Annotated in this window: 23 protein-coding genes; 21 read left to right on the forward strand and 2 right to left on the reverse strand. The window is 73.9% G+C overall.

Annotation, left to right across the window (positions count from 1 at the left end; translation table 11 throughout):
- Positions 1-15: 15 nt before the first annotated feature.
- Positions 16-744, reverse strand: coding sequence for an alpha/beta fold hydrolase (locus tag ABZ793_RS16640; protein WP_357457642.1), 729 nt, complete (start codon positions 742-744; stop codon positions 16-18).
- An 81-nt stretch (positions 745-825) separates the two neighbouring features.
- On the opposite strand from ABZ793_RS16640, the gene ABZ793_RS16645 reads away from it, so the two are divergent.
- The 5 genes from ABZ793_RS16645 to nusB all read left to right on the forward strand — a co-directional run bounded on the left by ABZ793_RS16645 (position 826) and on the right by nusB (position 4846).
- Positions 826-1791 (forward strand): YafY family protein, encoded by a 966-nt coding sequence (locus tag ABZ793_RS16645; protein ID WP_357457644.1) that lies wholly within the window; start codon positions 826-828, stop codon positions 1789-1791.
- A gap of 111 nt (positions 1792-1902) precedes the next feature.
- Positions 1903-2979, forward strand: a complete 1077-nt coding sequence (gene aroB, locus ABZ793_RS16650; RefSeq protein WP_357457646.1) for a 3-dehydroquinate synthase — start codon at positions 1903-1905, stop codon at positions 2977-2979.
- On the forward strand, positions 2976-3407 hold the full coding sequence (gene aroQ / locus ABZ793_RS16655; RefSeq protein ID WP_357457648.1) for a type II 3-dehydroquinate dehydratase: 432 nt from the start codon (positions 2976-2978) through the stop codon (positions 3405-3407). Before aroB ends, aroQ begins: the two co-directional genes overlap by 4 nt.
- A gap of 447 nt (positions 3408-3854) precedes the next feature.
- Positions 3855-4412, forward strand: coding sequence for an elongation factor P (gene efp / locus ABZ793_RS16660; protein WP_013285503.1), 558 nt, complete (start codon positions 3855-3857; stop codon positions 4410-4412).
- 23 nt (positions 4413-4435) lie between these two features.
- Positions 4436-4846: a transcription antitermination factor NusB gene (nusB, locus tag ABZ793_RS16665; protein ID WP_176737511.1), complete on the forward strand. Its 411-nt coding sequence runs from the start codon at positions 4436-4438 to the stop codon at positions 4844-4846.
- A gap of 113 nt (positions 4847-4959) precedes the next feature.
- On the opposite strand, the gene ABZ793_RS16670 is transcribed toward nusB, so the two are convergent.
- A complete protein-coding gene (locus ABZ793_RS16670; RefSeq protein ID WP_013285505.1) occupies positions 4960-5448 on the reverse strand; it encodes a helix-turn-helix domain-containing protein in 489 nt (162 codons plus the stop codon).
- A 283-nt stretch (positions 5449-5731) separates the two neighbouring features.
- Here ABZ793_RS16670 and pyrR point away from each other — a divergent pair, with 283 nt between their 5' ends.
- The 16 genes from pyrR (at position 5732) to def (ending at position 24682) form a co-directional block, all read left to right on the forward strand.
- Positions 5732-6316, forward strand: a complete 585-nt coding sequence (gene pyrR, locus ABZ793_RS16675) for a bifunctional pyr operon transcriptional regulator/uracil phosphoribosyltransferase PyrR (RefSeq protein WP_350708956.1) — start codon at positions 5732-5734, stop codon at positions 6314-6316.
- Entirely contained in the window at positions 6313-7239 is a 927-nt protein-coding gene (locus tag ABZ793_RS16680; RefSeq protein ID WP_091095578.1) for an aspartate carbamoyltransferase catalytic subunit, read from the forward strand. Before pyrR ends, ABZ793_RS16680 begins: the two co-directional genes overlap by 4 nt.
- Positions 7236-8513, forward strand: a complete 1278-nt coding sequence (locus ABZ793_RS16685) for a dihydroorotase (protein WP_357457652.1) — start codon at positions 7236-7238, stop codon at positions 8511-8513. Before ABZ793_RS16680 ends, ABZ793_RS16685 begins: the two co-directional genes overlap by 4 nt.
- Complete coding sequence (gene carA / locus ABZ793_RS16690) at positions 8510-9673, forward strand: glutamine-hydrolyzing carbamoyl-phosphate synthase small subunit (protein WP_357457654.1); 1164 nt, start codon at positions 8510-8512, stop codon at positions 9671-9673. Before ABZ793_RS16685 ends, carA begins: the two co-directional genes overlap by 4 nt.
- Positions 9666-13076 carry a carbamoyl-phosphate synthase large subunit gene (carB, locus tag ABZ793_RS16695; protein ID WP_357457656.1) on the forward strand — a complete coding sequence of 1137 codons (3411 nt, stop codon included), beginning with the start codon at positions 9666-9668 and terminating at the stop codon, positions 13074-13076. Before carA ends, carB begins: the two co-directional genes overlap by 8 nt.
- A gap of 97 nt (positions 13077-13173) precedes the next feature.
- Positions 13174-14205 (forward strand): quinone-dependent dihydroorotate dehydrogenase, encoded by a 1032-nt coding sequence (locus ABZ793_RS16700; protein ID WP_357457658.1) that lies wholly within the window; start codon positions 13174-13176, stop codon positions 14203-14205.
- 106 nt (positions 14206-14311) lie between these two features.
- Positions 14312-15586 carry an adenosylmethionine--8-amino-7-oxononanoate transaminase gene (locus ABZ793_RS16705; RefSeq protein ID WP_357457660.1) on the forward strand — a complete coding sequence of 425 codons (1275 nt, stop codon included), beginning with the start codon at positions 14312-14314 and terminating at the stop codon, positions 15584-15586.
- Positions 15587-15687: 101 nt separating this feature from the next.
- On the forward strand, positions 15688-16524 hold the full coding sequence (pyrF, locus tag ABZ793_RS16710) for an orotidine-5'-phosphate decarboxylase (RefSeq protein WP_357457663.1): 837 nt from the start codon (positions 15688-15690) through the stop codon (positions 16522-16524).
- A 178-nt stretch (positions 16525-16702) separates the two neighbouring features.
- Positions 16703-17020 carry an integration host factor, actinobacterial type gene (gene mihF / locus ABZ793_RS16715; protein WP_007458370.1) on the forward strand — a complete coding sequence of 106 codons (318 nt, stop codon included), beginning with the start codon at positions 16703-16705 and terminating at the stop codon, positions 17018-17020.
- 25 nt (positions 17021-17045) lie between these two features.
- Positions 17046-17579, forward strand: a complete 534-nt coding sequence (locus ABZ793_RS16720; protein ID WP_357457665.1) for a guanylate kinase — start codon at positions 17046-17048, stop codon at positions 17577-17579.
- A 46-nt stretch (positions 17580-17625) separates the two neighbouring features.
- Entirely contained in the window at positions 17626-17889 is a 264-nt protein-coding gene (rpoZ, locus tag ABZ793_RS16725) for a DNA-directed RNA polymerase subunit omega (protein ID WP_007075826.1), read from the forward strand.
- A gap of 13 nt (positions 17890-17902) precedes the next feature.
- Positions 17903-19111 carry a bifunctional phosphopantothenoylcysteine decarboxylase/phosphopantothenate--cysteine ligase CoaBC gene (gene coaBC / locus ABZ793_RS16730; protein WP_357457667.1) on the forward strand — a complete coding sequence of 403 codons (1209 nt, stop codon included), beginning with the start codon at positions 17903-17905 and terminating at the stop codon, positions 19109-19111.
- A 90-nt stretch (positions 19112-19201) separates the two neighbouring features.
- Positions 19202-20395, forward strand: coding sequence for a methionine adenosyltransferase (gene metK / locus ABZ793_RS16735; protein ID WP_357457669.1), 1194 nt, complete (start codon positions 19202-19204; stop codon positions 20393-20395).
- A gap of 65 nt (positions 20396-20460) precedes the next feature.
- Positions 20461-22584, forward strand: a complete 2124-nt coding sequence (locus ABZ793_RS16740; protein WP_357457890.1) for a primosomal protein N' — start codon at positions 20461-20463, stop codon at positions 22582-22584.
- Between the two features lie 347 nt (positions 22585-22931).
- On the forward strand, positions 22932-23915 hold the full coding sequence (locus ABZ793_RS16745; protein WP_357457671.1) for an AAA family ATPase: 984 nt from the start codon (positions 22932-22934) through the stop codon (positions 23913-23915).
- 206 nt (positions 23916-24121) lie between these two features.
- Positions 24122-24682, forward strand: a complete 561-nt coding sequence (gene def / locus ABZ793_RS16750) for a peptide deformylase (protein ID WP_350708933.1) — start codon at positions 24122-24124, stop codon at positions 24680-24682.

Below are 24682 nucleotides of genomic sequence, written 5' to 3' on the forward strand. Positions count from 1 at the left end.
CCGCTCAGGCTGTGGTCAGCTCCCGGCGATCCGGTCGAGCACGTCGGCCAGGCCCTTCGGCTCGCTGAGCATCGGCCAGTGCCCCGTGGGCAGCGCGTGCAACTGGCCACCGGCCAGCCCCGCGAAGAACGGGTGCCCCTGCGCGATCATGCCCTCCACCACCTCCAACGGGAAGGTGCTGGCCACCAGCGCGGTCGGCACGGCGCGCCCGCCGGCGCGGCGCACCGGGTCGGTGGCGGCGCGCAGCGGATGGGGGGTGGCGCGCCGCCGCAGCAGCGCGAGCGCGGCGTCGTCCAGGCCGGCCAGGTTCTCCGGGTCCTCGGCCGGGTCCCACGCGGGCGGGGGCAGCAGGTGGCCGTCGCCGATCCGGGCGCGCAGCCGATCCTGCTCCTCCGGCGGGTTGGCGTCGAACTGCGACATGCCGTCCGGCATCGGCCCGCTCTCCACATAGACCACCCGGGCGATCCGGTCCGGGACGCGCTCCGCCGCCTGGGCCACCGGCAGCCCGCCACCGGAGTGCCCCACCAGGACCACGTCGTGCAGGTCCTCCACCTCGATCAGCCGGACGACGTCGGTGGTGTGCGTCTCCAGGCCCACCTCGGGGCCGGCCAGGTGGGCGCGCTCGGCCACCCCGGTCAGCGTCACCGGGTACACCTCGTGGCCCCGCTCGCGCAGCGCCGCGGTCACCTCCCGCCACGCCCAACCACCCAGCCAGAAGCCCGGAACCAGCACGAACGTCCCCATCTGCCTTCTCCCTCTGTCGTCGCTCCGGGAGACCGTACGATCGAATCCGGACGCTTTCCGCCCTGATTGAAGGAGTGGCCCGTGTCACATCCCGCCGCCAGGGTGCTCGGCATGCTCGAGCTGCTCCAGAGCCACCACCGGCTCACCGGGGCCGAGCTGGCCCGCCGGCTGTCGGTGGACGAGCGCACCGTGCGGCGTTACGCGGCGACGCTGGCCGAGCTGGGCATCCCGGTGGCCGCCGAGCGGGGTCGCCACGGCGGCTACCGGCTGCGCCCCGGCTACAAGCTGCCGCCGCTGATGCTCACCGACGACGAGGCGGTGGCCGTGCTGCTCGGGCTGCTCGCCGCCGAGCGGCTCGGGCTCGGCACCGAGGAACCGGCGACCGCCACCGCGCTGGCCAAGATCCGCCGGGTGCTCCCGTCCGCGCTGGGCGACCGGCTCGCCGCCGTGCAGGAGCACCTCGGCTTCACGCTGCGGCGCTCCACGGCGGAGGCACGGCCGGCGACCGGGACGTTGCTCGCCCTCGGCGCGGCCGCCCGGCACCGGCGCCGGGTGCGGCTGGACTACCGCTCCTGGTCCGGCGCAGCCTCCCGGCGGCAGCTCGACCCGTACGGCCTGGTCTTCCACGCCGGCCGGTGGTACGTGACGGGGCACGACCACCTGCGCGGGGAGGTACGCACGTTCCGCCTGGACCGCGTCGGCGAGGTGGAGACGGGGACCGAGACCTTCGTCGTGCCCGACGGCTTCGACCCGGTGGCCCAGGTGACCCGCTCGCTGGCCGGCGTGCCCTACGCCCACCACGTCGAGGTGCTGCTGGAGACCGACCTGGCGACCGCCCGACGCCGGGTCCCGCCGAGCGTGGCCGAGCTGACGGAGAGCGCCGACGGGGTGCTGTTGCGCGCCCGCGCGGAGAACCTCGACGGGATGGCCCAGTTGCTCGCGGGGCTGGGCTGGCCGTTCACCGTGTCGAGCCCGGACGCCCTGCGTACCGCGGTGGCCGAGCACGCCCGCCGGCTCGCCGGTTGGGCCGGACGGACGCCGGGCTGACCCGGCCGCCGGCGGGACGGTCGCCTCGGCGCCGGCGGTTTCGGCGGGGCAGGTGGCCACCACGTGGACAGTCCCGGCCCGGGACCGGACGGCTGGACTAGGCTGCCGGCGATGGACGAAATGACCCGGATCCCGGTCGGCGGCGAGCGCCCGTACGACGTGCTGGTGGGACGCGACCTGCTCGACGCGCTGCCCGGCCTGCTGCCGGGCGCGACCCGGGTGGCGGTGCTGCACGCGCCCCCGCTCAAGGATCTGGCCGACGCGATCGGCGACCGGCTGCGCGCGGCCGGCGTCGCGCCGCTGCCGATCGAGGTGCCGGACGCCGAGGCGGGCAAGCACATCCACGTCGCCGCGGCCTGCTGGGACAAGCTGGGCGAGGCCGGGTTCACCCGCACCGACGCGGTGGTCGGGGTGGGCGGCGGCGCCGTCACCGACCTGGCCGGCTTCGTGGCGGCCTCCTGGCTGCGCGGCGTGCGCTGGGTGCCGGTGGCGACCTCACTGCTGGGCATGGTCGACGCCGCGGTGGGCGGCAAGACCGGGATCAACACCTCGGCCGGGAAGAACCTGGTGGGCGCGTTCCACCCGCCGGTCGGGGTCCTCGCCGACCTGGCGACCCTGGACAGCCTGCCCCCGGCCGACCTCGCCGCCGGCCTCGCCGAGGTGGTCAAGTGCGGGTTCATCGCCGACCCGGTGATCCTCGACCTGGTGGAACGGGACCCGGCGGCGGCCACCGACCCGACCGGCCCCGTGACGCGGGAGCTGATCGAGCGGGCGATCCGGGTCAAGGCCGACGTGGTCTCCGGCGACCTGCGCGAGTCGGGGGTGCGGGAGGTGCTCAACTACGGGCACACCCTCGCCCACGCCATCGAGAAGGAGGAGGGCTACCGCTGGCGGCACGGGCACGCGGTGGCCGTCGGCATGGTTTACGCCGGTGAACTGGCGCGGCTCGCCGGCCGCTTGGACGCCGCCACGGCGGAGCGGCACCGTACGGCGATGGCGGCGCTGGGCCTGCCCACCAGCTACCCGGCCGACGCCTGGCCCCGGCTGCTGGCCACGATGCGGGTGGACAAGAAGGCCCGGGGCAGCCAACTGCGCTTCGTGGTGCTGGACGGGCTGGCCCGCCCCGCCATCCTCGAGGGCCCGGCGGACGACCTGCTGGAGGCGGCCTACCGCGAGGTCGCGGCGTGAGGGTCCACGTGCTCAACGGCCCCAACCTCGGCCGGCTCGGCACCCGCCAGCCGGACGTCTACGGCGCGACCAGCTACGCAGACCTCGTGGCGCTCTGTGAGGCGACCGGGCGCGAGCTCGGCCTGGACGTGACCGTCCGGCAGACCGACGCCGAGCACGAGTTGCTGGGCTGGCTGCACGCCGCCGCCGACGAGGGCGCCGCGGTGGTGCTCAACCCGGCGGCCTGGTCGCACTACTCGTACGCGGTCCGGGACGCCTGCGCGATGCTGCGCGGGCCGCTGGTCGAGGTGCACATCTCCAACATCCACGCCCGGGAGGAGTTCCGGCACCACTCCGTGGTCTCCGCGGTCGCGACCGGGGTGATCTGCGGGCTCGGCGTCGACGGCTACCGGCTGGCCCTGCACCACCTGGCCCACCGAAACCGCTGACGGCACGACCGCGAGCAAGCGGGGATCGGCCAGCCGGGGTCGGACTCCGGCTATTCGTCACGATGAGTGACATTCGACACTCGTCACCCTCCGTCACTGCTCTCTTCGCGCCTGTGGGACGCCTCGCGGACGCTTTGCTCTGCACCCGCATGCGCACCGGCGGCCTGAGCTGGGCGTCTTCGGTTGGCCGCAAGAGGCCGCTGCGCGACGAGTGTCACACAGGGTGAGCGGTGCGTCCGTGGGTGCAGAGCAAAGGGCGCGCGAGGTGGGTGTCCGACCGGCGAGCGCCATGTGCGGAGAGTCACGGGTGTGGAGCGGTGGAGACGGCCGGTGGTGCAGGCGGGGCGGGGGTGCACGCGGCGGGCGCCGGTAGACGGCGGGCAGCGGCGCGCGGCGCAACTAGTAGACTTGCCAGGTCTGTCCGCCAATTGATGATCAAGGCAGGAAATGGCCACCACCAACGACCTGAAGAACGGCCTGGTACTCAACCTCGACGGAGAGCTCTGGGCCGTCGTCGAGTTCCAGCACGTCAAGCCCGGTAAGGGTGGTGCGTTCGTGCGTACCACGCTGAAGAACGTGCTGTCCGGCAAGGTGGTCGACAAGACCTTCAACGCGGGCACCAAGGTCGAGACCGCGACCGTGGACAAGCGCACGATGCAGTATCTGTACGCCGACGGCGAGGACTACGTCTTCATGGACCTGGAGACGTTTGACCAGATCACCGTCCCCGGCGGCACCGTCGGCGAGGCGGCGAACTACCTGCTGCCCGAGGCCGAGGCGACCGTCGCCACCCACGAGAGCGTCCCGCTCTACATCGAGCTGCCGACCAGCGTCGTGCTGGAGGTCACCTACACCGAGCCGGGTCTGCAGGGCGACCGGTCGACCGGCGGCAACAAGCCGGCCACCGTCGAGACCGGCGCGACCGTGCAGGTCCCGCTCTTCATCACCACCGGCGAGAAGATCAAGGTCGACACCCGCGACGGCCGTTACCTCGGCCGCGCCTGATGGCCGAGGGTCCCAAGCAGCAGATGCCCGCGCGCCGCAAGGCGCGTAAGCGGGCGCTGGACGTGCTCTTCGAGGCCGACCTGCGGGACCGCCCGCCGGTCGAGGTGCTCGCCGGCTACATCGAGCGGATCGAGAAGCCCCGGCCCGAGCACCTGGGATACGCGGTCAGCCTGGTCGAGGGGGTGGCCGCGCACCTCGACCGGATCGACGAGGTGATCGCCAGCTACGCCGAGGGCTGGACGCTCGACCGGATGCCCGTGGTCGACCGCAACCTGGCCCGCATCGCGGTCTACGAGCTGCTCTACGTCGACGAGATCGACGACGCGGTGGCGATCAGCGAGGCCGTCGAGCTGGCCCGGCAGATGTCGACCGACGACTCCCCGCGCTTCCTCAACGGGATCCTCGGCCGCATCGCCGAGTACGCCACCCGCTGAGGCGGCCCGCAGCATTCCCGGCACTCGCGGCGTCCTCGCCGCCGGCGGCCGTGTGACACGTACGACAGAAGGGGCCCGTGCCGGACGGCACGGGCCCCTTCTCGTGGTCGGGCTCAGGAGGCGAAGAACGCCCGCGGGTCGGCGACCAGCACACCGTGCTCGGTGAGCCGCTCGATCAGGCCGGACGGCGAGGCGTCGTAGACGATCGCGAGCGCGCGCAGGTCGTCGGCGCGGATCGAGAGCACGCGCCCGTTGTAGTCACCGCGCTGCTGCTGGATGGCGCGCGCGTAGCGGGCGACGTAGGCCAGGTCCTCGGAGGCCTCGTCGTAGAGCCGCTCCAGGTCCAGGACGATCTTGCTGGTGGGCTCGTGGCGCACCCCGCTGCCGTCGGGCAGCAGCTCCGAGACGGGAACGCGGTAGAAGTCGGCCAGCTCGGCCAGGCGCGACACCGTGACGGCGCGGTCGCCGCGCTCGTACGAACCGACCACCACCGCCTTCCACCGCCCGTTCGACTTCTCCTCCACGCCCTGCAGGGACAGGCCCTGCTGCTGGCGGATGGAGCGCAGGCGGGCGCCCAGAGACTTGGCGTATTCAGAGGGCATTCGGACACTCCCAGTGCTGCTCGGGTTCTCCCAGCGATCGCTACGGAGCGTGACGGTACGGGGATTGCGACACGTGGTCAAGTGGTCGTGACCCTACCGTTGGGGACCGTCGGGAGAGTTGTCCCGTTTCGTCGGCTGATTGGAGGGTCAGTGGCCGGCGGCGGTCGGCGCGGTGACCACTGGTAACGTGGCGTGAAGCCCCGGTCCGGGCCGCTCGCGGTCCGGCGCCGGCATCCGACGTCCTTTAACGACCCGTCCCGTGAGGCGGGGAAGGAGGTCCGCCGTGGCCTACCCACCGGCTGCCCAGTCGTCGCCGCCGCGACAACCCTCGGTGAAGGTGATCCTCGCCAGCGCCGACGTCCAGCGCGTGGTCGACCGCATCGCCCACCAGATCCTGGAGAAGACCCAGGGCGCCGAGAACACCGTCCTGCTCGGCATCCCCACCCGGGGCGCCCCGCTCGCGAAGCGGCTCGCCGCCCGGATCAGCACCTTCGAGGACGTGACCGTCCCGGTCGGCGTGCTCGACATCACCCTCTACCGCGACGACCTGCGCCGGCACGCCACCCGCGCGGTCGGGCCGACCCAGGTGCCGCCCGGCGGCATCGACGGCAAGCGGGTCATCCTCGTCGACGACGTGCTCTTCTCCGGCCGTACGGTGCGGGCCGCGCTCGACGCGCTCAACGACGTGGGGCGCCCGGCGTCCGTCCAGCTCGCCGTCCTGGTCGACCGCGGGCACCGCGAGCTGCCGATCCGCGCCGACTACGTCGGCAAGAACATCCCGACCTCCCTCGCGGAGAGCGTGAAGGTCACCCTCGCGGAGACCGACGGCGCCGACGAGGTCAAGCTGTACGGGGGGACCCCCTCATGATCAGGCACCTGCTCTCCGGCGCCGACCTCGACGCCGCCACGGCCACCCAGATCCTGGACACCGCCGCCGAGATGGCCACCGTCGCCGGCCGGGAGGTCAAGAAGCTGCCCGCCCTGCGGGGTCGCACCGTGGTGAACCTCTTCTACGAGGACTCCACCCGGACCCGGATCTCGTTCGAGGCGGCGGCGAAGCGGCTCAGCGCCGACGTGATCAACTTCTCGGCCAAGGGCTCCAGCGTGGCGAAGGGCGAGAGCCTGAAGGACACCGCGCTGACCCTCCAGGCGATGGGCGCCGACGCGGTGGTCGTCCGGCACCCCGCCTCCGGCGCCCCGCACCGGCTCGCCGACTGGGTCGACGGCTCGGTGGTCAACGCCGGCGACGGCACCCACGAGCACCCCACCCAGGCGCTGCTCGACGCGTACACGATGCGCTCCCGGCTGGGGCGGCTGGCCGGCCTGTCGGTCGCGGTGGTCGGGGACGTGCTGCACAGCCGGGTGGCCCGCTCCAACGTGCTGCTGCTGTCCACCCTCGGCGCCAAGGTGACCCTGGTCGGGCCGCCGACGCTGATCCCCGTCCACATCGCGCAGGCGCTCGCGCCCGGCACCGACGTCTCCTACGACCTCGACGCGGTGCTGCCGCAGTCGGACGTGGTGATGATGCTGCGGGTGCAGCGGGAGCGGATGAACGACTCCTACTTCCCGTCCGCCCGCGAGTACGCCCGCCGCTACGGCCTGGACGGCCCGCGGATGCGCCGGCTGCCCGAGCACGCGATCGTCATGCACCCCGGCCCGATGAACCGGGGCATGGAGATCACGCCCGAGGTCGCCGACTCGCCCCGCTCCACCATCGTTGAACAGGTCGCCAACGGCGTCTCCGTCCGGATGGCCGTCCTCTACCTGCTGCTCGGGGGGAACAACCGGTGAGCTCGTACCTCATCTCCAACGTGAGCGTCGTCGGCGCCGCGCCGACCGACCTGCTGATCCGCGACGGCGTCGTCGCGGCCGTCGGCGCCGGGCTGGACGCGCCGGACGCCACCGTCGTCGACGGCACCGGGCTGGTCGCCCTGCCCGGCCTGGTCGACCTGCACACCCACCTGCGCGAGCCCGGCCGGGAGGACGCCGAGACCGTCGAGTCCGGGTCCCGGGCGGCGGCGCTCGGCGGCTACACCGCCGTCTGCGCGATGGCCAACACCTCGCCGGTCGCCGACACCGCCGGCGTGGTCGAGCAGGTCTGGCGGCTCGGCCGGGAGGCCGGGCTGGTCGACGTGCAGCCCATCGGCGCGGTCACCGTCGGTCTGGCCGGCGAGCAGCTCGCCGAGCTGGGCGCGATGGCCGACTCGGCGGCCCGGGTGCGGATCTTCTCCGACGACGGGCACTGCGTCGCCGACCCGAAGCTGATGCGCCGGGCCCTGGAGTACGTCAAGGCGTTCGACGGGGTCATCGCCCAGCACGCCGAGGAGCCCCGGCTCACCGAGGGCGCGCAGATGCACGAGGGCGAGGTGTCGACCCGGCTCGGCCTGACCGGCTGGCCGGCGGTCGCCGAGGAGGCGATCATCGCCCGGGACGTGCTGCTCGCCGAGCACGTCGGCAGCCGGCTGCACGTCTGCCACGTCTCCACCGCCGGCAGCGTCGAGGTGCTGCGCCAGGCCAAGGCCCGGGGCATCCGGGTCACCGCCGAGGTGACCCCGCACCATCTGCTGCTCACCGACGAGCGGGCGGAGACCTACGACCCGGTCTACAAGGTCAACCCGCCGCTGCGCACCGCGAGCGACATCGCCGCGCTGCGGGCCGCCCTGGTCGAGGGCGTGATCGACATCGTCGCCACCGACCACGCCCCGCACGCCGTGGAGGACAAGGAGTGCGAGTGGGCGTACGCCCGGCCGGGCATGCTCGGCCTGGAGACGGCGCTGTCCATCGCCCTCGACGTGCTCGGCCCCGAGTGGGACCTGATCGCCGAGCGGATGTCGCGCACCCCGGCCCGGATCGCCGGCCTGGAGGGGCACGGCCTCGACCCGGCGCCCGGCGTGCCCGCCAACCTGACCCTGGTCGACCCGGCCGCCCGCCGCACCATCGAGCCGGCGGAGCTGGCCAGTCGCAGCCGCAACACCCCGTACGCCCGCATGACGCTGCCGGGTCGCATCGTGGCGACCTTCCTGCGCGGCGAGCCGACGGTTTTGGACGGAAAGGCAGTCAAGTGACCCGCAGACGTTCCGCGATCCTCGTGCTCGAGGACGGGCGCACGTTCCACGGCGAGGCGTACGGCAGCGTCGGGGAGACCTTCGGCGAGGCCGTCTTCAACACCGGCATGACCGGCTACCAGGAGACCCTGACCGACCCCTCCTACCACCGCCAGGTGGTCGTGCAGACCGCCCCGCACATCGGCAACACCGGCGTCAACGGCGAGGACGACGAGTCCGGCCGGATCTGGGTCGCCGGCTACGTGGTCCGCGACCCGGCCCGGATCGGCTCGAACTGGCGGGCCACCGGCGGGCTGGAGGAACGGCTGGCCGCCGAGGGCGTGGTCGGCATCAGCGGCGTGGACACCCGGGCGCTGACCCGGCACCTGCGTGAGCGCGGCGCGATGCGGGTCGGCATCTCCAGCGTCGAGACCGACCCGCGGGCCCTGCTGGCCCGGGTGCGGCAGGCCCCGGAGATGGTCGGCGCGGACCTCTCCGCCGAGGTGACCACCGCGAAGCCGTACGTGGTGGCGGCCGAGGGCGAGCACCGGTTCACGGTGGCCGCGCTGGACCTGGGCATCAAGCGCAACGTGCCGCGCCGGCTGGCCGCGCGCGGCGTCACCACCCACGTGCTGCCCGCCACGTCCACCATCGACGACCTGCTCGCCACCGGCGCGGACGCCGTCTTCTTCTCGCCCGGCCCCGGCGACCCGGCCACCGCGGACGCGCCGGTGGCACTGGCCCGCGAGGTGCTGCGCCGGAAGGTGCCGCTGTTCGGCATCTGCTTCGGCAGCCAGATCCTCGGCCGGGCGCTCGGCTTCGGCACGTACAAGCTGGGCTACGGCCACCGCGGCATCAACCAGCCGGTGCTCGACCGGGTCACCGGCAAGGTCGAGGTGACCAGCCACAACCACGGCTTCGCGGTCGAGGTTCCGGGCGCACGGCAGGGCGCGGTCGTACCCGATCAGGTGATCGAGACCGAGTTCGGTGGCGTCCAGGTCAGTCACGTCTGCCTCAATGACAACGTCGTCGAGGGGCTGCGGGCCAAGGACGTGCCCGCCTTCACCGTCCAGTACCACCCGGAGGCGGCAGCCGGTCCGCACGACGCGGACTACCTCTTCGACCGCTTCGCCGAGCTGATCGAGGGCCGGACCCAGAACGAGGGGCGCACACATGCCTAAGCGGACCGATCTCAAGCACATCCTGGTGATCGGCTCCGGGCCGATCGTGATCGGGCAGGCCTGCGAGTTCGACTACTCCGGCACCCAGGCCTGCCGGGTGCTGCGCAGCGAGGGGATCCGGGTCAGCCTGGTCAACTCGAACCCGGCGACGATCATGACGGACCCGGAGTTCGCCGACGCCACCTACGTCGAGCCGATCACCCCGGAGTTCGTCGAGCTGGTCATCGCCAAGGAGCGTCCGGACGCGATCCTGCCCACCCTGGGCGGGCAGACCGCGCTGAACACGGCGGTCGCCCTGCACGAGGCGGGCGTGCTGGACAAGTACGGCGTCGAGCTGATCGGCGCCAACATCGAGGCGATCAACCGGGGCGAGGACCGCCAGCTGTTCAAGGACATCGTCGCCAAGGCCGGCGTACGCCTGGGCCTGGACGACCCGTCCGGCCTGGTGCCCCGGTCCCGGGTCTGCCACTCGATGGCCGAGGTCGAGGCCACGGTCGCCGAGCTGGGCCTGCCGGTGGTGATCCGGCCGTCGTTCACGATGGGCGGCCTCGGCTCCGGCATGGCGCACACCCCGGAGGAGCTGGCCCGCATCGCGGGCGACGGGCTCACCGCCAGCCCGGTGCACGAGGTGCTCATCGAGGAGAGCGTGCTCGGCTGGAAGGAGTACGAGCTCGAACTCATGCGCGACCGGCACGACAACGTGGTGGTCGTCTGCTCGATCGAGAACGTCGACCCGATGGGTGTGCACACCGGCGACAGCGTCACCGTGGCCCCGGCCATGACGCTGACCGACCGGGAGTACCAGCGGCTGCGCGACCTGGGCATCGCGGTGCTGCGCGAGGTCGGCGTGGACACCGGCGGCTGCAACATCCAGTTTGCGGTGAACCCGGCCGACGGCCGGATCGTCGTGATCGAGATGAACCCGCGGGTGTCCCGGTCGTCGGCGCTGGCCTCCAAGGCCACCGGATTCCCGATCGCGAAGATCGCCGCGAAGCTGGCCATCGGCTACACCCTGGACGAGATCCCCAACGACATCACGCTGAAGACCCCGGCGGCGTTCGAGCCGACCCTGGACTACGTGGTGGTGAAGATCCCGCGGTTCGCGTTCGAGAAGTTCCCCGGCGCGGACCCGGAGCTGACCACCACGATGAAGTCCGTCGGCGAGGCGATGAGCCTGGGCCGCAACTTCAGCGAGGCGCTGAACAAGGCGATGCGCTCGCTGGAGACCAAGGCGGGCGGCTTCTGGACGCTGCCCGACCCGGCCGGCGCGACGAAGGAGAACACCCTCGCCGCGCTGCGGATGCCGCACGACGGCCGGCTCTACACGGTGGAGCGGGCGCTGCGGCTGGGCGCCTCGATCGCCGAGGTGGCCGCCGCGTCCGGCGGGATCGACCCGTGGTTCCTGGACCAGATCGCCGCCCTGGTCGAGCTGCGCGCGGAGATCGTCGCCGCACCGGTGCTCGACGCCGACCTGTTGCGCCTGGCCAAGCGGGCCGGGTTGTCCGACCGGCAGCTCGCCGCGCTGCGCCCGGAGCTGGCCGCCGAGGACGGCGTACGCACGCTGCGGCACCGCCTGGGCGTCCGCCCGGTCTACAAGACCGTGGACACCTGCGCCGCCGAGTTCGAGGCGACCACGCCCTACCACTACTCCTCCTACGACTCCGAGACGGAGGTCGTCGGGTCGGACCGGCCGAAGGTGCTGATCCTCGGCTCCGGGCCGAACCGGATCGGGCAGGGCATCGAGTTCGACTACTCCTGCGTGCACGCGGTTCAGGCGCTGCGCAGCGCGCCGGTCGGCACAGCCGCCGCGTCCGCCTCCGGCGCCGCAGGCGCCGCGGGCGCCGCGGGCGCCGGTTTCGAGACCGTGATGGTCAACTGCAACCCGGAGACGGTCTCCACCGACTACGACACGGCCGACCGGCTCTACTTCGAGCCGCTCACCTTCGAGGACGTGCTGGAGGTCTGGCACGCGGAGGACTCCTCCGGCAGGGCGGCCGGTGGGCCGGGCGTGGTCGGGGTGATCGTGCAGCTCGGCGGGCAGACCCCGCTGGGCCTGGCGCAGCGGCTCAAGGACGCGGGCGTGCCGATCGTCGGCACCTCCCCGGAGTCGATCCACCTGGCCGAGGAGCGGGGCGCGTTCGGGGCGGTGCTGGCCCGGGCCGGGCTGCGCGCCCCGGCGCACGGCATGGCCACCTCGTACGACGAGGCGAAGTCGATCGCCGACGAGATCGGCTACCCGGTGCTGGTCCGGCCGTCGTACGTGCTGGGCGGGCGCGGCATGGAGATCGTCTACGACGACGCGACGCTGCGCGACTACATCGGGCGGGCCACCGACATCTCCCCGAACCACCCGGTGCTCGTGGACCGGTTCCTCGACGACGCCATCGAGATCGACGTGGACGCGCTCTGCGACGCCGACGGCGAGGTCTACCTCGGCGGGGTGATGGAGCACATCGAGGAGGCCGGCATCCACTCCGGCGACTCGTCCTGCTCGCTGCCGCCGATCACCCTGGCCGGCTCGCACGTCGCGCAGGTCCGCCGGTACACGGAGGCGATCGCCCGGGGCATCGGCGTGCGCGGCCTGCTCAACGTGCAGTACGCGCTGAAGGACGACGTGCTCTACGTGCTGGAGGCGAACCCCCGCGCGTCCCGGACGGTCCCGTTCGTCTCCAAGGCCACGGCGGTGCCGCTGGCGAAGGCGGCGGCCCGGATCGCGCTCGGCGCCACCATCGCCGAGCTGCGTGCCGAGGGGCTGCTCCCGGCCACCGGGGACGGCGGCTCGCTGCCGGCCGGCGCCCCGATCGCGGTCAAGGAGGCGGTGCTGCCGTTCAAGCGGTTCCGCACCCCGACGGGCAAGGGCATGGACTCGCTGCTCGGGCCGGAGATGAAGTCGACCGGCGAGGTGATGGGCATCGACACGGCCTTCGGGAACGCCTTCGCCAAGTCGCAGTCGGCCGCGTACGGCTCGTTGCCGACCGCCGGGAAGATCTTCGTGTCGGTCGCCAACCGGGACAAGCGCGGCATGATCTTCCCGGTGAAGCGCCTGGCCGACCTGGGCTTCGAGATCGTCGCCACCACCGGCACCGCCGAGGTGCTGCGCCGGCACGGCATCGCCTGCGAGCAGATCCGCAAGCACTACGAGTCCGGCGCGGGCGAGGACGCGGTGTCGCTGATCCTCGGCGGCGACGTCGCCCTGGTCATCAACACCCCGCAGGGCTCGGGCGCCAGCGCCCGCTCGGACGGCTACGAGATCCGCAGCGCCGCCGTCACGGCGGACATCCCGTGCATCACCACCGTGCCGGGCGCGGCGGCGGCCGTGATGGGCATCGAGGCGCGCATCCGGGGCGACATGCAGGTCCGCCCCCTCCAGGAGCTGCACGCCGCCCTGCGGGCCGCCGAGTGACCCGCCCCCAGCCGGTTGATCATGAGGTTGTTGTCGTGACACGCCGGTGCGACGGGCAACAACCTCATGATCAACGGGGGCCAGGGGGGAGCGCGCGGTGATCTTCGAGAAGGTGGTCCGGCCGGGGCTGTTCCGGATCGGGGCGGGGGACGCGGAGGTGGCGCACGAGTGGACGCTGCGTCGGCTGGCGGGACTGTCCCGCCGGCCGGCGGCGCTGGCCGCCCTGCGTGCCCGGTACGCCGTCCGGGCCCCGCGCACGGTGTTCGGCGTCGAGTTCCCCAATCCGGTGGGGCTCGCCGCCGGGATGGACAAGGACGGCGCGGCGCTGCCGGCCTGGCCGGCGCTGGGCTTCGGCTTCGTCGAGGTCGGCACGGTCACCGCGCACCCACAGCCGGGCAACCCCCGGCCCCGGCTGTTCCGGCTGCCCGACAGCGAGGCCGTGGTCAACCGGATGGGCTTCAACAACGCCGGCGCCGAGGCCCTCGCGGCCCGGCTGGCGGCGCTGCCCCGCCCGCTCGGGGTGCCGCTGGGCATCTCGCTCGGCAAGTCCAAGGTGACCCCGCTGGACGGGGCCGTGGAGGACTACCTCGCCTCCTACCGGGCGCTGCGCGGGCACGGCGACTACTTCGCGGTCAACGTCTCCTCGCCGAACACCCCGGGCCTGCGCGCGTTGCAGGACCGGGCGCACCTGGACGCCCTGCTCGCCGCGCTGGTGGGGGAGAAGCCGGTGCTGGTGAAGATCGCCCCCGACCTCACCGAGCCGGCGATCGCCGAGCTGTTGGAGGTCTGCCTGGCCCGGGGCGCGGCGGGGGTGATCGCCACCAACACGACCCTGGCGCGCGACGGCCTCGCCCCGGCCGACCGGGAGCGCGGCGCGCAGGCGGGCGGCCTGTCCGGCCGGCCGCTGGCCGACCGGGCCCGCGAGGTGGTGTCGTTCGTGCACCGGGAGACCGGCGGGCGGCTGCCGGTCGTCGGCGTCGGCGGCATCCTCGACCCCGACGACGCCGCCCGGATGTTCGACGCGGGCGCCGCCCTGGTCCAGCTCTACACGGGCTTCATCTACCGCGGCCCGGCCCTGCCCCGGGCCGTCGCCCGCGCCACGGCCGCCGCCCCGGCACCGGCCCGGTGACCGCAGTACCCGTGATCCTGCCCTTTCCGCCCCGGTCGATGCCTCATGCCGGACGAGAAGGGGGCCACAAGTGCGAGATCGCGGGGGCGATGACGAAGGAGCGCGCGTGACACCCGAGGAGATCCTGGCGGCCGACCGCCGGCACGTCTGGCACCCGTACGCCGCCCTGCCGCCGGCCAGCCCGCCCTACGTGGTGGAGGGCGCACAGGGCGTACGGCTGCGGCTGGCCGACGGCCGGGAGTTGGTCGACGGGATGTCGTCGTGGTGGGCGGCGATCCACGGCTACCGGCACCCCGTGCTCGACGCGGCGGTCACCGACCAGCTCGGGCGGATGAGCCACGTGATGTTCGGGGGGCTCACCCACGAGCCCGCGGTCCGCCTGGCGGCCACCCTCGTCGAGCTGGCCCCGGACGGGCTGGAGCACGTCTTTCTGGCCGACTCCGGCTCGGTCGCCGTCGAGGTCGCCGTCAAGATGTGCCTGCAGTACCAACGCGCCACCGGCCGGCCGGAACGCCGCCGGCTGGGCACCTGGCGGGGCGGCTACCACGGCGACACGTTCCACCCGATGAGCGTCTGCGACCCCGAGGGCGGGATGCACCACCTCTGGGGCGACGTGCTGCCCCGGCAGGTCTTCGCCCCCGTCCCGCCCGGCGGCTTCGACACCCCGCCCGACGCCGCCTACGAGGCGGCCCTGGTCGAGGCGGTCGAGCGGCACGCCCACGAGCTGGCGGCGGTCATCGTGGAGCCGGTCGTCCAGGGCGCCGGGGGCATGCGCTTCCACCACCCGCACTACCTGCGGGTGCTGCGCGAGGTCACCCGGGCGCACGGGGTGCTGCTGGTCTTCGACGAGATCGCCACCGGCTTCGGCCGGACGGGTGCGATGTTCGCCGCCGAGCACGCCGGGGTGGTGCCCGACGTGATGTGCGTGGGCAAGGCGCTCACCGGCGGCTACCTGACGCTGGCCGCCGCGCTCTGCACGGCGGAGGTCGCCCGGGGCATCTCCGCCGGCGGGGTGCTGGCGCACGGCCCGACGTTCATGGGCAACCCGCTGGCCTGCGCGGTCGCCAACGCGTCCCTGGGCCTGCTGCGGGCCGGGGACTGGGCGGGGCGGGTGTCGAGGGTGCAGGCGGGCCTGCGGGCCGGCCTGGAGCCGCTGCGGGGCGCGCCGGGGGTGCGCGACGTGCGGGTGCTCGGTGCGATCGGCGTGGTGCAGCTCGACCACGAGGTGGACCTCGCCGTCGCCACCGCCGCCGCGGTCGCCGAGGGGGTCTGGCTGCGGCCGTTCCGCGACCTGGTCTACACCATGCCGCCGTACGTCACCGACGACGCCGACCTGGCCCGGATCGCCGCCGGGGTCGCCGCGGCCGTGCGGGCCGGCTGAGCCGCCGGTCACGGTCCGGCGGGAGTACGCGGGCGGCGCGCCGCCCGCCGACGAGCGTGCCCGGGCAGTGGACGCCCGGGCGAGGAGAGGGAGAGAACCGGATGGAGAGCTTCGGCGCCCGCCTGCACCGGGCCGTCAGCGAGCGTGGGCCGCTCTGCGTCGGCATCGACCCGCACCCGGGGCTGCTGGCCCGCTGGGGGCTCGACGACGACGTCCGGGGGCTTGACCGGTTCGCCCGGACGGTCGCGGAAGCCCTCGGTGACCGGGTCGCGGTGGTCAAGCCCCAGTCGGCGTTTTTCGAACGGTTCGGCTCGCGCGGAGTGGCGATCCTAGAGTCAACTATCCGACAGTTACGGGAGGCCGGCTCGCTCGTTCTCCTCGACGTCAAGCGCGGCGACATCGGCTCGACCGTCGCCGCGTACGCCTCGGCGTACCTTGACCCATCCAGTCCGGTCCATGTCGACGCGGTGACGGCCAGCCCGTACCTCGGCGTCGGCTCGCTCGCCCCGATGTTCGAGCTGGCCGCCGAGCACGGCGGCGGGGTCTTCGTGCTGGCGCTCACCAGCAACCCCGAGGGCGCCGCCGTGCAGGGCGCCCGCACCGCCGACGGGCGGACCGTGGCGCAGACCGTCATCGACGAGATCTCCCAGCTCAACGCGGGTGCGGAGCCGCTCGGCAGCTTCGGCCTGGTGGTCGGCGCGACCATCGGCGACACCGGCCACGACCTGTCCCGGGTCAACGGCCCGCTGCTCGCCCCGGGCCTCGGGGCGCAGGGCGCCACCGCGGCGGATCTGCGCGTCGTCTTCGGCTCCAGCCTGCCCGCCGTGCTGCCCTCGTACTCCCGTGAGGTGCTGAACGCGGGCCCGGACCCGGCCGCGCTGCGGGCCGCCGCGGACCGGGCCCTGGCCGACTGCCGGGCCACCCTGACCGCCGGCTGACTGACTGACGGCTCGGTCACTTTGCGATGATCATCGCGCGTCCACGTTGCCGAAACCGTCGTTGGCCGCTAGTTTTCCCGGCGCTGGGAACCACGGACCCCTTGGTTCACAGCGACACCACGTTTCACAGATGCGACGTGGCGTCCCGCCCGTCGCGATAGGGACCTGAGGAGAACTGGTGCCGCTCCCGTCACTGACCCCGGAACAGCGCGCTGCCGCGCTGGAGAAGGCCGCGGAGATCCGCAAGGCCCGTGCTGAGCTGAAGGAGCAGCTCAAGCAGGGCAAGACCACCCTCGGAGCCGTCCTCGAGCGCGCCGAGTCCGACGACGTCGTCGGCAAGCTCAAGGTCTCCGCCGTGCTGCAGGCGATGCCGGGTATCGGCAAGATCCGGGCCACCCAGATCATGGAGAAGCTCAAGATCGCCGACAGCCGTCGCCTGCGTGGCCTCGGCGAGCAGCAGCGCAAGGCACTGCTTGGGGAGTTCGCCGCCAACTGAGGCTGGCAGCGTGTAGAAACAAGCAGTGAGCACGGATGACGAGGCGCGCCCGGCGGCTCGGCTCACTGTCCTGGCCGGACCCGCGGGTTCGGGCACGGAGAGTGTCGTCGAGTGCGTCCGGGCGCGTTCTCCGTCCGTGTGGGTCCCGGTGCCGGCCACCACGCGCCCCCGTCGCGAGGGCGAGCTGGACGGGGTGGACCGCCTCTTCCTGACCCCGCCCGAGTTCGACCGGATGGTCGCGGCGGGGGAGCTGCTGGAGTGGAGCCGGGCCGGGCCCCACCGGCGTGGCACGCCGGGCGGGCCGGTGCGGGCCCGGCTGGCCGCCGGGCAGCCGGTGCTGCTCGGCCTCGACCTCGCCGGCGCGCTGCTGGTCCGGGCGACGCTGCCCGACGCCCGGCTGGTGCTGCTGCACCCGCCCGGCATCGTCCCGCCGGCGGACACCCTGGCGGTGTTCGACCACACCGTCGCGCACGGCCTCACCGATCGGGTCGTCGAGGAGCTGGTAGGCTTGTCCGGTTCTTCTTTCCTGGCTCCGGCGCGACCGCATCTGCGCGGTTGACCGCCAGCACCGCTGTCCGCGGTGCGATAGACGCAGAGGTTAATTCGTGGGATCCATCGCAAACCCCGAAGGCATCACCAACCCGCCGATCGACGAGCTCCTCGAGAAGACGACGTCGAAGTACGCGCTGGTCATCTTCGCCGCAAAGCGCGCGCGCCAGGTCAACGCCTACTACAGCCAGCTCGGTGAGGGCCTGCTGGAGTACGTCGGCCCGCTGGTCGAGACCACCCCGCAGGAGAAGCCGCTCTCCATCGCCATGCGCGAGATCAACGCGGGCCTGCTCACCGCCGAGCCGACCGACCAGCCGTAACCACCCCGCCCCGATGTCCCCCCGGATCGTCCTCGGGGTCGGCGGCGGCATCGCCGCCTACAAGGCGTGCGAGCTGCTACGGCTCTTCACCGAGTCGGGGCACCGGGTCCGGGTCGTGCCGACCGCGTCGGCGCTCCGCTTCGTCGGGGCGCCGACCTGGGCGGCGCTCTCCGGCCAGCCGGTCGCCGACGACGTCTGGTCCGACGTGCACGAGGTGCCGCACGTCCGGCTCGGCCAGCAGGCCGACCTCGTGGTGGTCGCGCCGGCCACCGCCGACCTGCTCGCCAAGGCCGCCCACGGCCTCGCCGACGACCTGCTGACCAACACGCTGCTCACCGCCCGCTGCCCGGTCGTGCTGGCCCCGGCCATGCACACCGAGATGTGGGAGCACCCTGCCACCGTCGCCAACGTCGCGACGCTGCGCTCCCGGGGCGTCCGGGTGGTCGAGCCCGCCGTCGGCCGGCTCACCGGGGCCGACACCGGCAAGGGTCGGCTGCCCGACCCGGCGGAGATCTTCGCGGTCGCCCGCCGGGCCCTGGCCCGGGGTCTCGCCGCCCCCGCCGACCTGGCCGGGCGGCACGTGGTGGTGACCGCCGGCGGCACCCGCGAGCCCCTCGACCCGGTCCGCTTCCTGGGCAACCGCTCCTCCGGCAAGCAGGGCTACGCCTTCGCCCGCTGCGCCGTCGCCCGCGGCGCCCGGGTCACCCTGATCTCGGCCAACGTCTCGCTGCCCGACCCGGCGGGCGTCGACCTGGTCCGGGTCGGCACGACCGCCGAGCTGCGCGAGGCCACGCTCGCGGCGGCCGCCGGGGCCGACGTGGTGGTGATGGCGGCGGCTCCGGCCGATTTCCGCCCGGCGACCTACGCGCCTGGCAAAATCAAGAAGTCGGACGACGGCGACGCGCCCACCATCGCGCTCGTCACCAACCCGGACATCGCCGCCGAGCTGGGCCAGCGCCGCCGCCCGGAGCAGGTGCTGGTGGTGTTCGCCGCGGAGACCGGCGACGCCGAGGCCAACGGCCGGGCCAAGCTCGCCCGCAAGCGGGCGGACCTCATCGTCATCAACGAGGTCGGCACCGACAAGGTCTTCGGCGCCGACACCAACGCGGCGACCGTCATCGGCGCGGACGGATCGGTCAGCCGGCTGCCCGAACAGTCCAAGGAGGACCTCGCCGACGCCGTCTGGGATCTCGTGGCGGCCCGGTTGCCCGACCGTTCCTGACGGCTGGAACCGAGCAGCACCGAAGGCCCCCGGCGCGCGCGCGGATGACTAGACTTCCGCGGAACGACTTATCCACAAGCTAGGAGTGCCGTGACACGCCGCCTCTTCACTTCCGAATCGGTCACGGAAGGCCACCCGGACAAGATCGCCGACCAGATCAGCGACGGCATTCTCGATGCCCTGCTCGCCGAGGACCCGCGCAGCCGGGTCGCGGTCGAGACCTTGATCACCACCGGCCAGGTGCACATCGCCGGTGAAGTGACCACCAAGGCGTACGCCGACATCCCGACCATTGTCCGTCGGACCATCCTCGACATCGGCTACGACTCGTCGAAGAAGGGCTTCGACGGCGCTTCCTGCGGCGTCAACGTCTCCATCGGCGCCCAGTCGGCGGACATCGCCCAGGGCGTCGACAACGCCTTCGAGCTGCGTACCGGGGCCTCGGAGAGCGCGCTGGACGCCCAGGGCGCCGGCGACCAGGGCATGATGTTCGGGTTCGCCTGCTCGGAGACGCCCGAGCTGATGCCGCTGCCGATCGCGCTGGCGCACCGGCTGGCCCGCCGGCTGTCGCAGGTGCGCAAGGACGGCACCATCCCCTACCTGCGCCCGGACGGCAAGACCCAGGTCACCATCGAGTACGAGGGGCTGCGCCCGGTCCGGCTCAACACGGTGGTCGTCTCCAGCCAGCACGCCGCGGACATCTCGCTGGACTCGCTGCTCACCCCCGACGTGCGCGAGCACGTCATCGCCCCGGAGCTGGAGAGCCTCGGCCTGGACACCGAGGGCTACCGGCTGCTGGTCAACCCGACCGGCCGGTTCGAGATCGGCGGGCCGATGGGCGACGCCGGCCTGACCGGACGCAAGATCATCGTCGACACCTACGGCGGGTACGCCCGGCACGGTGGCGGCGCCTTCTCCGGCAAGGACCCGTCGAAGGTCGACCGCTCCGCGGCGTACGCGACCCGCTGGGTGGCCAAGAACGTGGTCGCCGCCGGCCTGGCCGAGCGGTGCGAGGTGCAGGTCGCCTACGCGATCGGCAAGGCCCACCCGGTCAGCCTCTTCATCGAGACGTTCGGCACCGAGACCGTGCCGGTCGCCTCGATCGAGCAGGCCGTCACCGAGGTCTTCGACCTGCGGCCGGCCGCCATCATCCGTGACCTCAACCTGCTCCGCCCGATCTACCAGCAGACCGCCGCGTACGGCCACTTCGGCCGTGAGCTGCCGGACCTGACCTGGGAGAGCACCGACCGGGCCGCCGACCTCAAGTCGGCCGCGGGAGCCTGACCGGCACCAGGCGCAGCGACCGGCGACCCGCTGCGGGGTCGCCGGTCGCTCGCGTCTGCGTCGACCTGCCCCTGGCCCACCTGGACCGCCCGTTCGACTACCTCGTCCCCGCCGAGCTGGACGCCGACGCTGTTCCCGGCACGCGGGTGAAGGTCCGCTTCGCGGGGCAGCTCGTCGACGGCTGGCTGCTGGAGCGGGCCGACGACTCGGGGCACACCGGCCGGCTGGCGTACCTGGAGAAGGTCGTCTCGCCGGAGCCGGTGCTCGCCCCGGAGGTCGCCCGGCTGGCCCGGGCGGTCGCCGACCGCTACGCCGGCAGCCTCGCCGACGTGCTCCGCCTCGCCGTACCGCCCCGGCACGCCCGGGTGGAGAAGGACGTCCGCGCCCGCGACGCGGACGCGCCCGCCCGCGACGCGGACGCGCCCGCCCGCGACGCGGACGCGCCCGCCGGGGACGCCAGAGGCGCCGCCGTGTCCGGCGGAGACGCCGCGGCGCTGGAGGGCGGCCCCACGGCGTTCGGCGGAGGCTCCAGCGTGCCGGACGACGGGCCCGCCGAGGTAGCCGTGCCCGAGGTCGCCGTGCCCGGGGCCGCCGTGCCGGCGGACGCCCCGGCGGGTGCCGGGCCGGTGGTCGGGCCTGGTCCTGACGCCTGGCGGGACTACCCGGCCGGGCCGGCCCTGCTCCGGGCGCTGGCCGACGGGCGGGCACCCCGCGCGGTCTGGTCGGCGCTGCCCGGGGAGGACTGGCCCGCCCGGTACGCCGAGGCCGTCGCCGCGACCGTCGCCGGCGGCCGGGGCGCGGTGGTGGTGGTCGCCGACAACCGCGACCTGGATCGCCTCGACGCCGCCCTGCAATCCGCCCTGGGTCCGGGGCGGCACGTCTGCCTCTCCGCCGCCCTCGGCCCGGCCCGACGCTACCGGGCGTTCCTCGCCGCCCGGCGCGGCGACGTGTCCGTGGTGGTCGGCACCCGCGCCGCGATGTTCGCCCCGGTCGCCCGCCTCGGCCTGGTGGCGATCTGGGACGACGGCGACGACCTGCACGCCGAGCCCCGGGCCCCCTACCCGCACGCCCGGGAGGTGCTGCTCACCCGCGCCCAGCTCGGCGACGCCGCCGCCCTGGTCGGCGGGTTCGCCCGCACAGCCGAGGCGCAGCTGCTGGTGGAGACCGGGTGGGCCCGCGAGGTGGTGGCCGACCGGGCCACCCTGCGGGCCCGGATGCCGGCGATCGCGCCCACCGGCGACGACCCGCAGCTGGCCCGGGACCCCGGGGCGGCCACGGCCCGGCTGCCCAGCCTGGCCTGGACCACCGCCCGCGAGGCGATCCGGGCCGACCTGCCGGTGCTGGTCCAGGTGCCCCGCCGCGGCTACCTGCCCTCGGTGGCCTGCGCCGAGTGCCGGACCCCGGCCCGGTGCCCGCACTGCGCCGGGCCGCTCGCGCTGCCCTCGGCCGAGGGCAGCCCGGCCTGCCGGTGGTGCGGGCGGGTCGCCGCCGCGTACGCCTGCCCGGAGTGCGGCGGGCGGCGGCTGCGCGCCTCCGTCACCGGCGCCCGGCGCACCGCCGAGGAACTGGGTCGGGCCTTTCCCGGCGTGCCGGTGCGCACCTCCGGCCGTGAGGAGGTGCTCGCCACCGTGCCCGGCGGCGCCGGCCTGGTCATCGCCACCCCCGGCGCCGAGCCGGTCGCCGAGGGCGGCTTCGGCGCGGTGCTGCTGCTGGACTCCTGGGCCCTGCTCACCCGGGCCGACCTGCGGGCGGGGGAGGAGGCGCTGCGCCGCTGGCTGGCCGCCGCCGCGCTGGCCCGCCCCGCGGCCGGCGGCGGCCGGGTGGTGGTGGTCGCCGACGGCGCCCTCGCCCCGGTGCAGGCGCTGCTGCGCTGGGACGCCGCCTGGTTCGCCGCCCGGGAACTGGCCGAGCGGCGGGAGCTGGGCTTCCCGCCGGCGGTGCGGATGGCCAGCGTGACCGGCCCGCCGGCGGCGGTGGCCGACCTGCTGGCCGAGGCCCGGCTCCCGGCCGAGGCCGAGCTGCTCGGGCCGGTGCCGGCAGACGGGGAGCGGGAGCGGATGCTGGTCCGGGTGCCCCGGGCCCGGGCGGCCGCGCTGGCCGGTGCGTTGCACTCGGCGGCCGGGGTGCGCACGGCGCGCAAGGCCGTCGACCCGGTCCGTCTCCAGGTGGACCCGCTCAGCCTCTTCTGACCCGGACGACGCCCGCGCCGCCCGCGCCGCCCTGCCCGGGCCGCCGGTGATCCGCCGCCCTGCCCGGGCCGCCGGTGATCCGCCGCCACGGCCGCGATCCCTCGCCACGACCGTGCCGTCCGTGATGGGCCGCCGCGACGGGCGCCCGTGATCCGCCGCACGGTCCCGCCGTTCCGGGCGCCCGACCGGCCCGCCGTCGCACGCCGGGTACGACGGGCGGCCCGCTATCGGGTGATAACATCGCCCGTCATGCCGGGGCGTACGGATCGCGCGACGATGGCGGGAGCGCGTCGGTTCGGCGCGATGTCGATGATGTCAATCAGCCGGTGATCAGGGGTGGACCAGTCGTGACCGTTCGTCAGTCGATCGTCTTCAATGGTGACCTCGGCAGCGGCAAGAGCACCGTCTCGGTGGAGATCGCCAAGCGGCTCGGCCTGCGCCGGGTCAGCGTCGGTGACCTCTACCGGCAGATGGCGCAGGAGCGGCAGATGACCGCGCTGCAGCTCAACCTGCACGCCGAGCTGGACCAGGCCGTCGACGGCTACGTCGACCAGCTCCAGCGGGACATCGCCGCCTCGGGCGAGCGGCTGGTCATGGACTCCCGGCTGGCCTGGCACTTCTTCACCGACGCGCTCAAGGTGCACATGATCACCGAGCCGGGCGAGGCGGCCCGCCGGGTGCTCGCCCGCCCCTCCGGCCCGGCCGAGAGCTACACGTCGCTGGAGGAAGCCACGGCCAAGCTGCGGGAGCGCAGCGAGAGCGAGCGGGGCCGGTTCATCGTCCGCTACGGCGTGGACAAGGCACGGCTGCGCAACTACGACCTGATCTGCGACACCACCCGCGCCTCCGCGGCCGAGGTCATCGAGCACATCGTCGACGCGTACGAGGGCCGGCTGTGCGCGGACGTGCTGCGCGACGCCCCGCCGCTGCTGCTGCTCGACCCGGCCCGGGTCTACCCGACCGAGGACATCGCCGCCCTGCGCGACCTGTGGGACTCGGAGTTCGTCGGCGACCTCGCCGCGGCCGGCGACGAGGCGCTGGAGCCGCTGCGGATCGGCTACACGGGGGAGTACTTCTTCGTCGTCGACGGGCACCGCCGGCTCAGCGCCGCCCTGCAGAACGGCTTCCGCCTGGTGCCGGCCCAACTCGTCGCCGAGGTCGACGAGCCGGTGGTCGGCGGGATGAGCGCGGTGGACTACTTCGCCGCCCAGGCCCGACCGACCCTGATCCACGACTGGGAGGCCGCCCACAAGATCGAGCTGCCGCTGCCCGAACACGCCCTGCTCGGCGGGGACACGGTGCTGGCCGGGGAGCCGGGCGCCGGCGCCTGATCCGCCCGGCCGACCACACCTCGGCACCGGCGGGACAGCCGGCTGTCCCGCGAGCGCCCGCGGGCCGACCGGACGTACGAGCGGCCGCGTGGTGATCATCGACACGGAACCGGCGGCGGCGCAACGCGGTACGCCGGCCGGGACGGCTCCCGGCACTCCGTAGACTGGTACGGCACCACGTCGTCCAGTCGAAGGAGCCACGCCGAGTGACCGTCCAGCCCATCCGTCTGTTCGGGGATCCGGTGCTGCGCACGCCGGCCGATCCGGTGGTCGACTTCGACGTCGAGCTGCGCAAGCTCATCGCGGACCTGACCGACACGATGCGCGAGCAGAACGGCGCCGGCCTCGCCGCGCCGCAGCTCGGTGTGGGCCTGCGGGTGTTCACCTTCGACGTCGACGACGTGCTGGGCCACCTGGTCAACCCGGTGCTGGAGTTTCCCGACGCCGAGGAGCAGGACGGGCCGGAAGGCTGCCTGTCCATTCCGGGCCTCTACTTCGACACCAAGCGCCGGCAGAACGTGATCGCCAAGGGCTTCAACGGCTACGGCGACCCGCTGCAGATCGTCGGCACCGGCCTGATGGCGCGCTGCGTGCAGCACGAGACGGACCACCTCGACGGGGTGCTCTTCGTGGACCGGCTGGATCCGGCCGGCCGCAAGGAGGCGATGAAGGCGATCCGCCAGGCGGAGTGGTACGACCCGGCCGCCCCGCCGACGGTGAAGCTCAACCCGCACACCTCCAGCAGCCCCTTCGGCCTGGGTCGGTGA

Source organism: Micromonospora sp. NPDC047465 (assembly GCF_040643125.1).
Lineage (GTDB): Bacteria > Actinomycetota > Actinomycetes > Mycobacteriales > Micromonosporaceae > Micromonospora.

Excerpts from the sequence above, each read along its gene's own strand:
- ABZ793_RS16640 (WP_357457642.1), bottom strand. The coding sequence starts at position 744 with ATGGGGACGTTCGTGCTGGTTCCGGGCTTCTGGCTGGGTGGTTGGGCG.
- aroB (WP_357457646.1), top strand. The coding sequence starts at position 1,903 with ATGGACGAAATGACCCGGATCCCGGTCGGCGGCGAGCGCCCGTACGAC.
- efp (WP_013285503.1), top strand. The coding sequence starts at position 3,855 with ATGGCCACCACCAACGACCTGAAGAACGGCCTGGTACTCAACCTCGAC.
- nusB (WP_176737511.1), top strand. The coding sequence starts at position 4,436 with ATGCCCGCGCGCCGCAAGGCGCGTAAGCGGGCGCTGGACGTGCTCTTC.
- ABZ793_RS16670 (WP_013285505.1), bottom strand. The coding sequence starts at position 5,448 with ATGCCCTCTGAATACGCCAAGTCTCTGGGCGCCCGCCTGCGCTCCATC.
- ABZ793_RS16680 (WP_091095578.1), top strand. The coding sequence starts at position 6,313 with ATGATCAGGCACCTGCTCTCCGGCGCCGACCTCGACGCCGCCACGGCC.
- carB (WP_357457656.1), top strand. The coding sequence starts at position 9,666 with ATGCCTAAGCGGACCGATCTCAAGCACATCCTGGTGATCGGCTCCGGG.
- pyrF (WP_357457663.1), top strand. The coding sequence starts at position 15,688 with ATGGAGAGCTTCGGCGCCCGCCTGCACCGGGCCGTCAGCGAGCGTGGG.
- coaBC (WP_357457667.1), top strand. The coding sequence starts at position 17,903 with ATGTCCCCCCGGATCGTCCTCGGGGTCGGCGGCGGCATCGCCGCCTAC.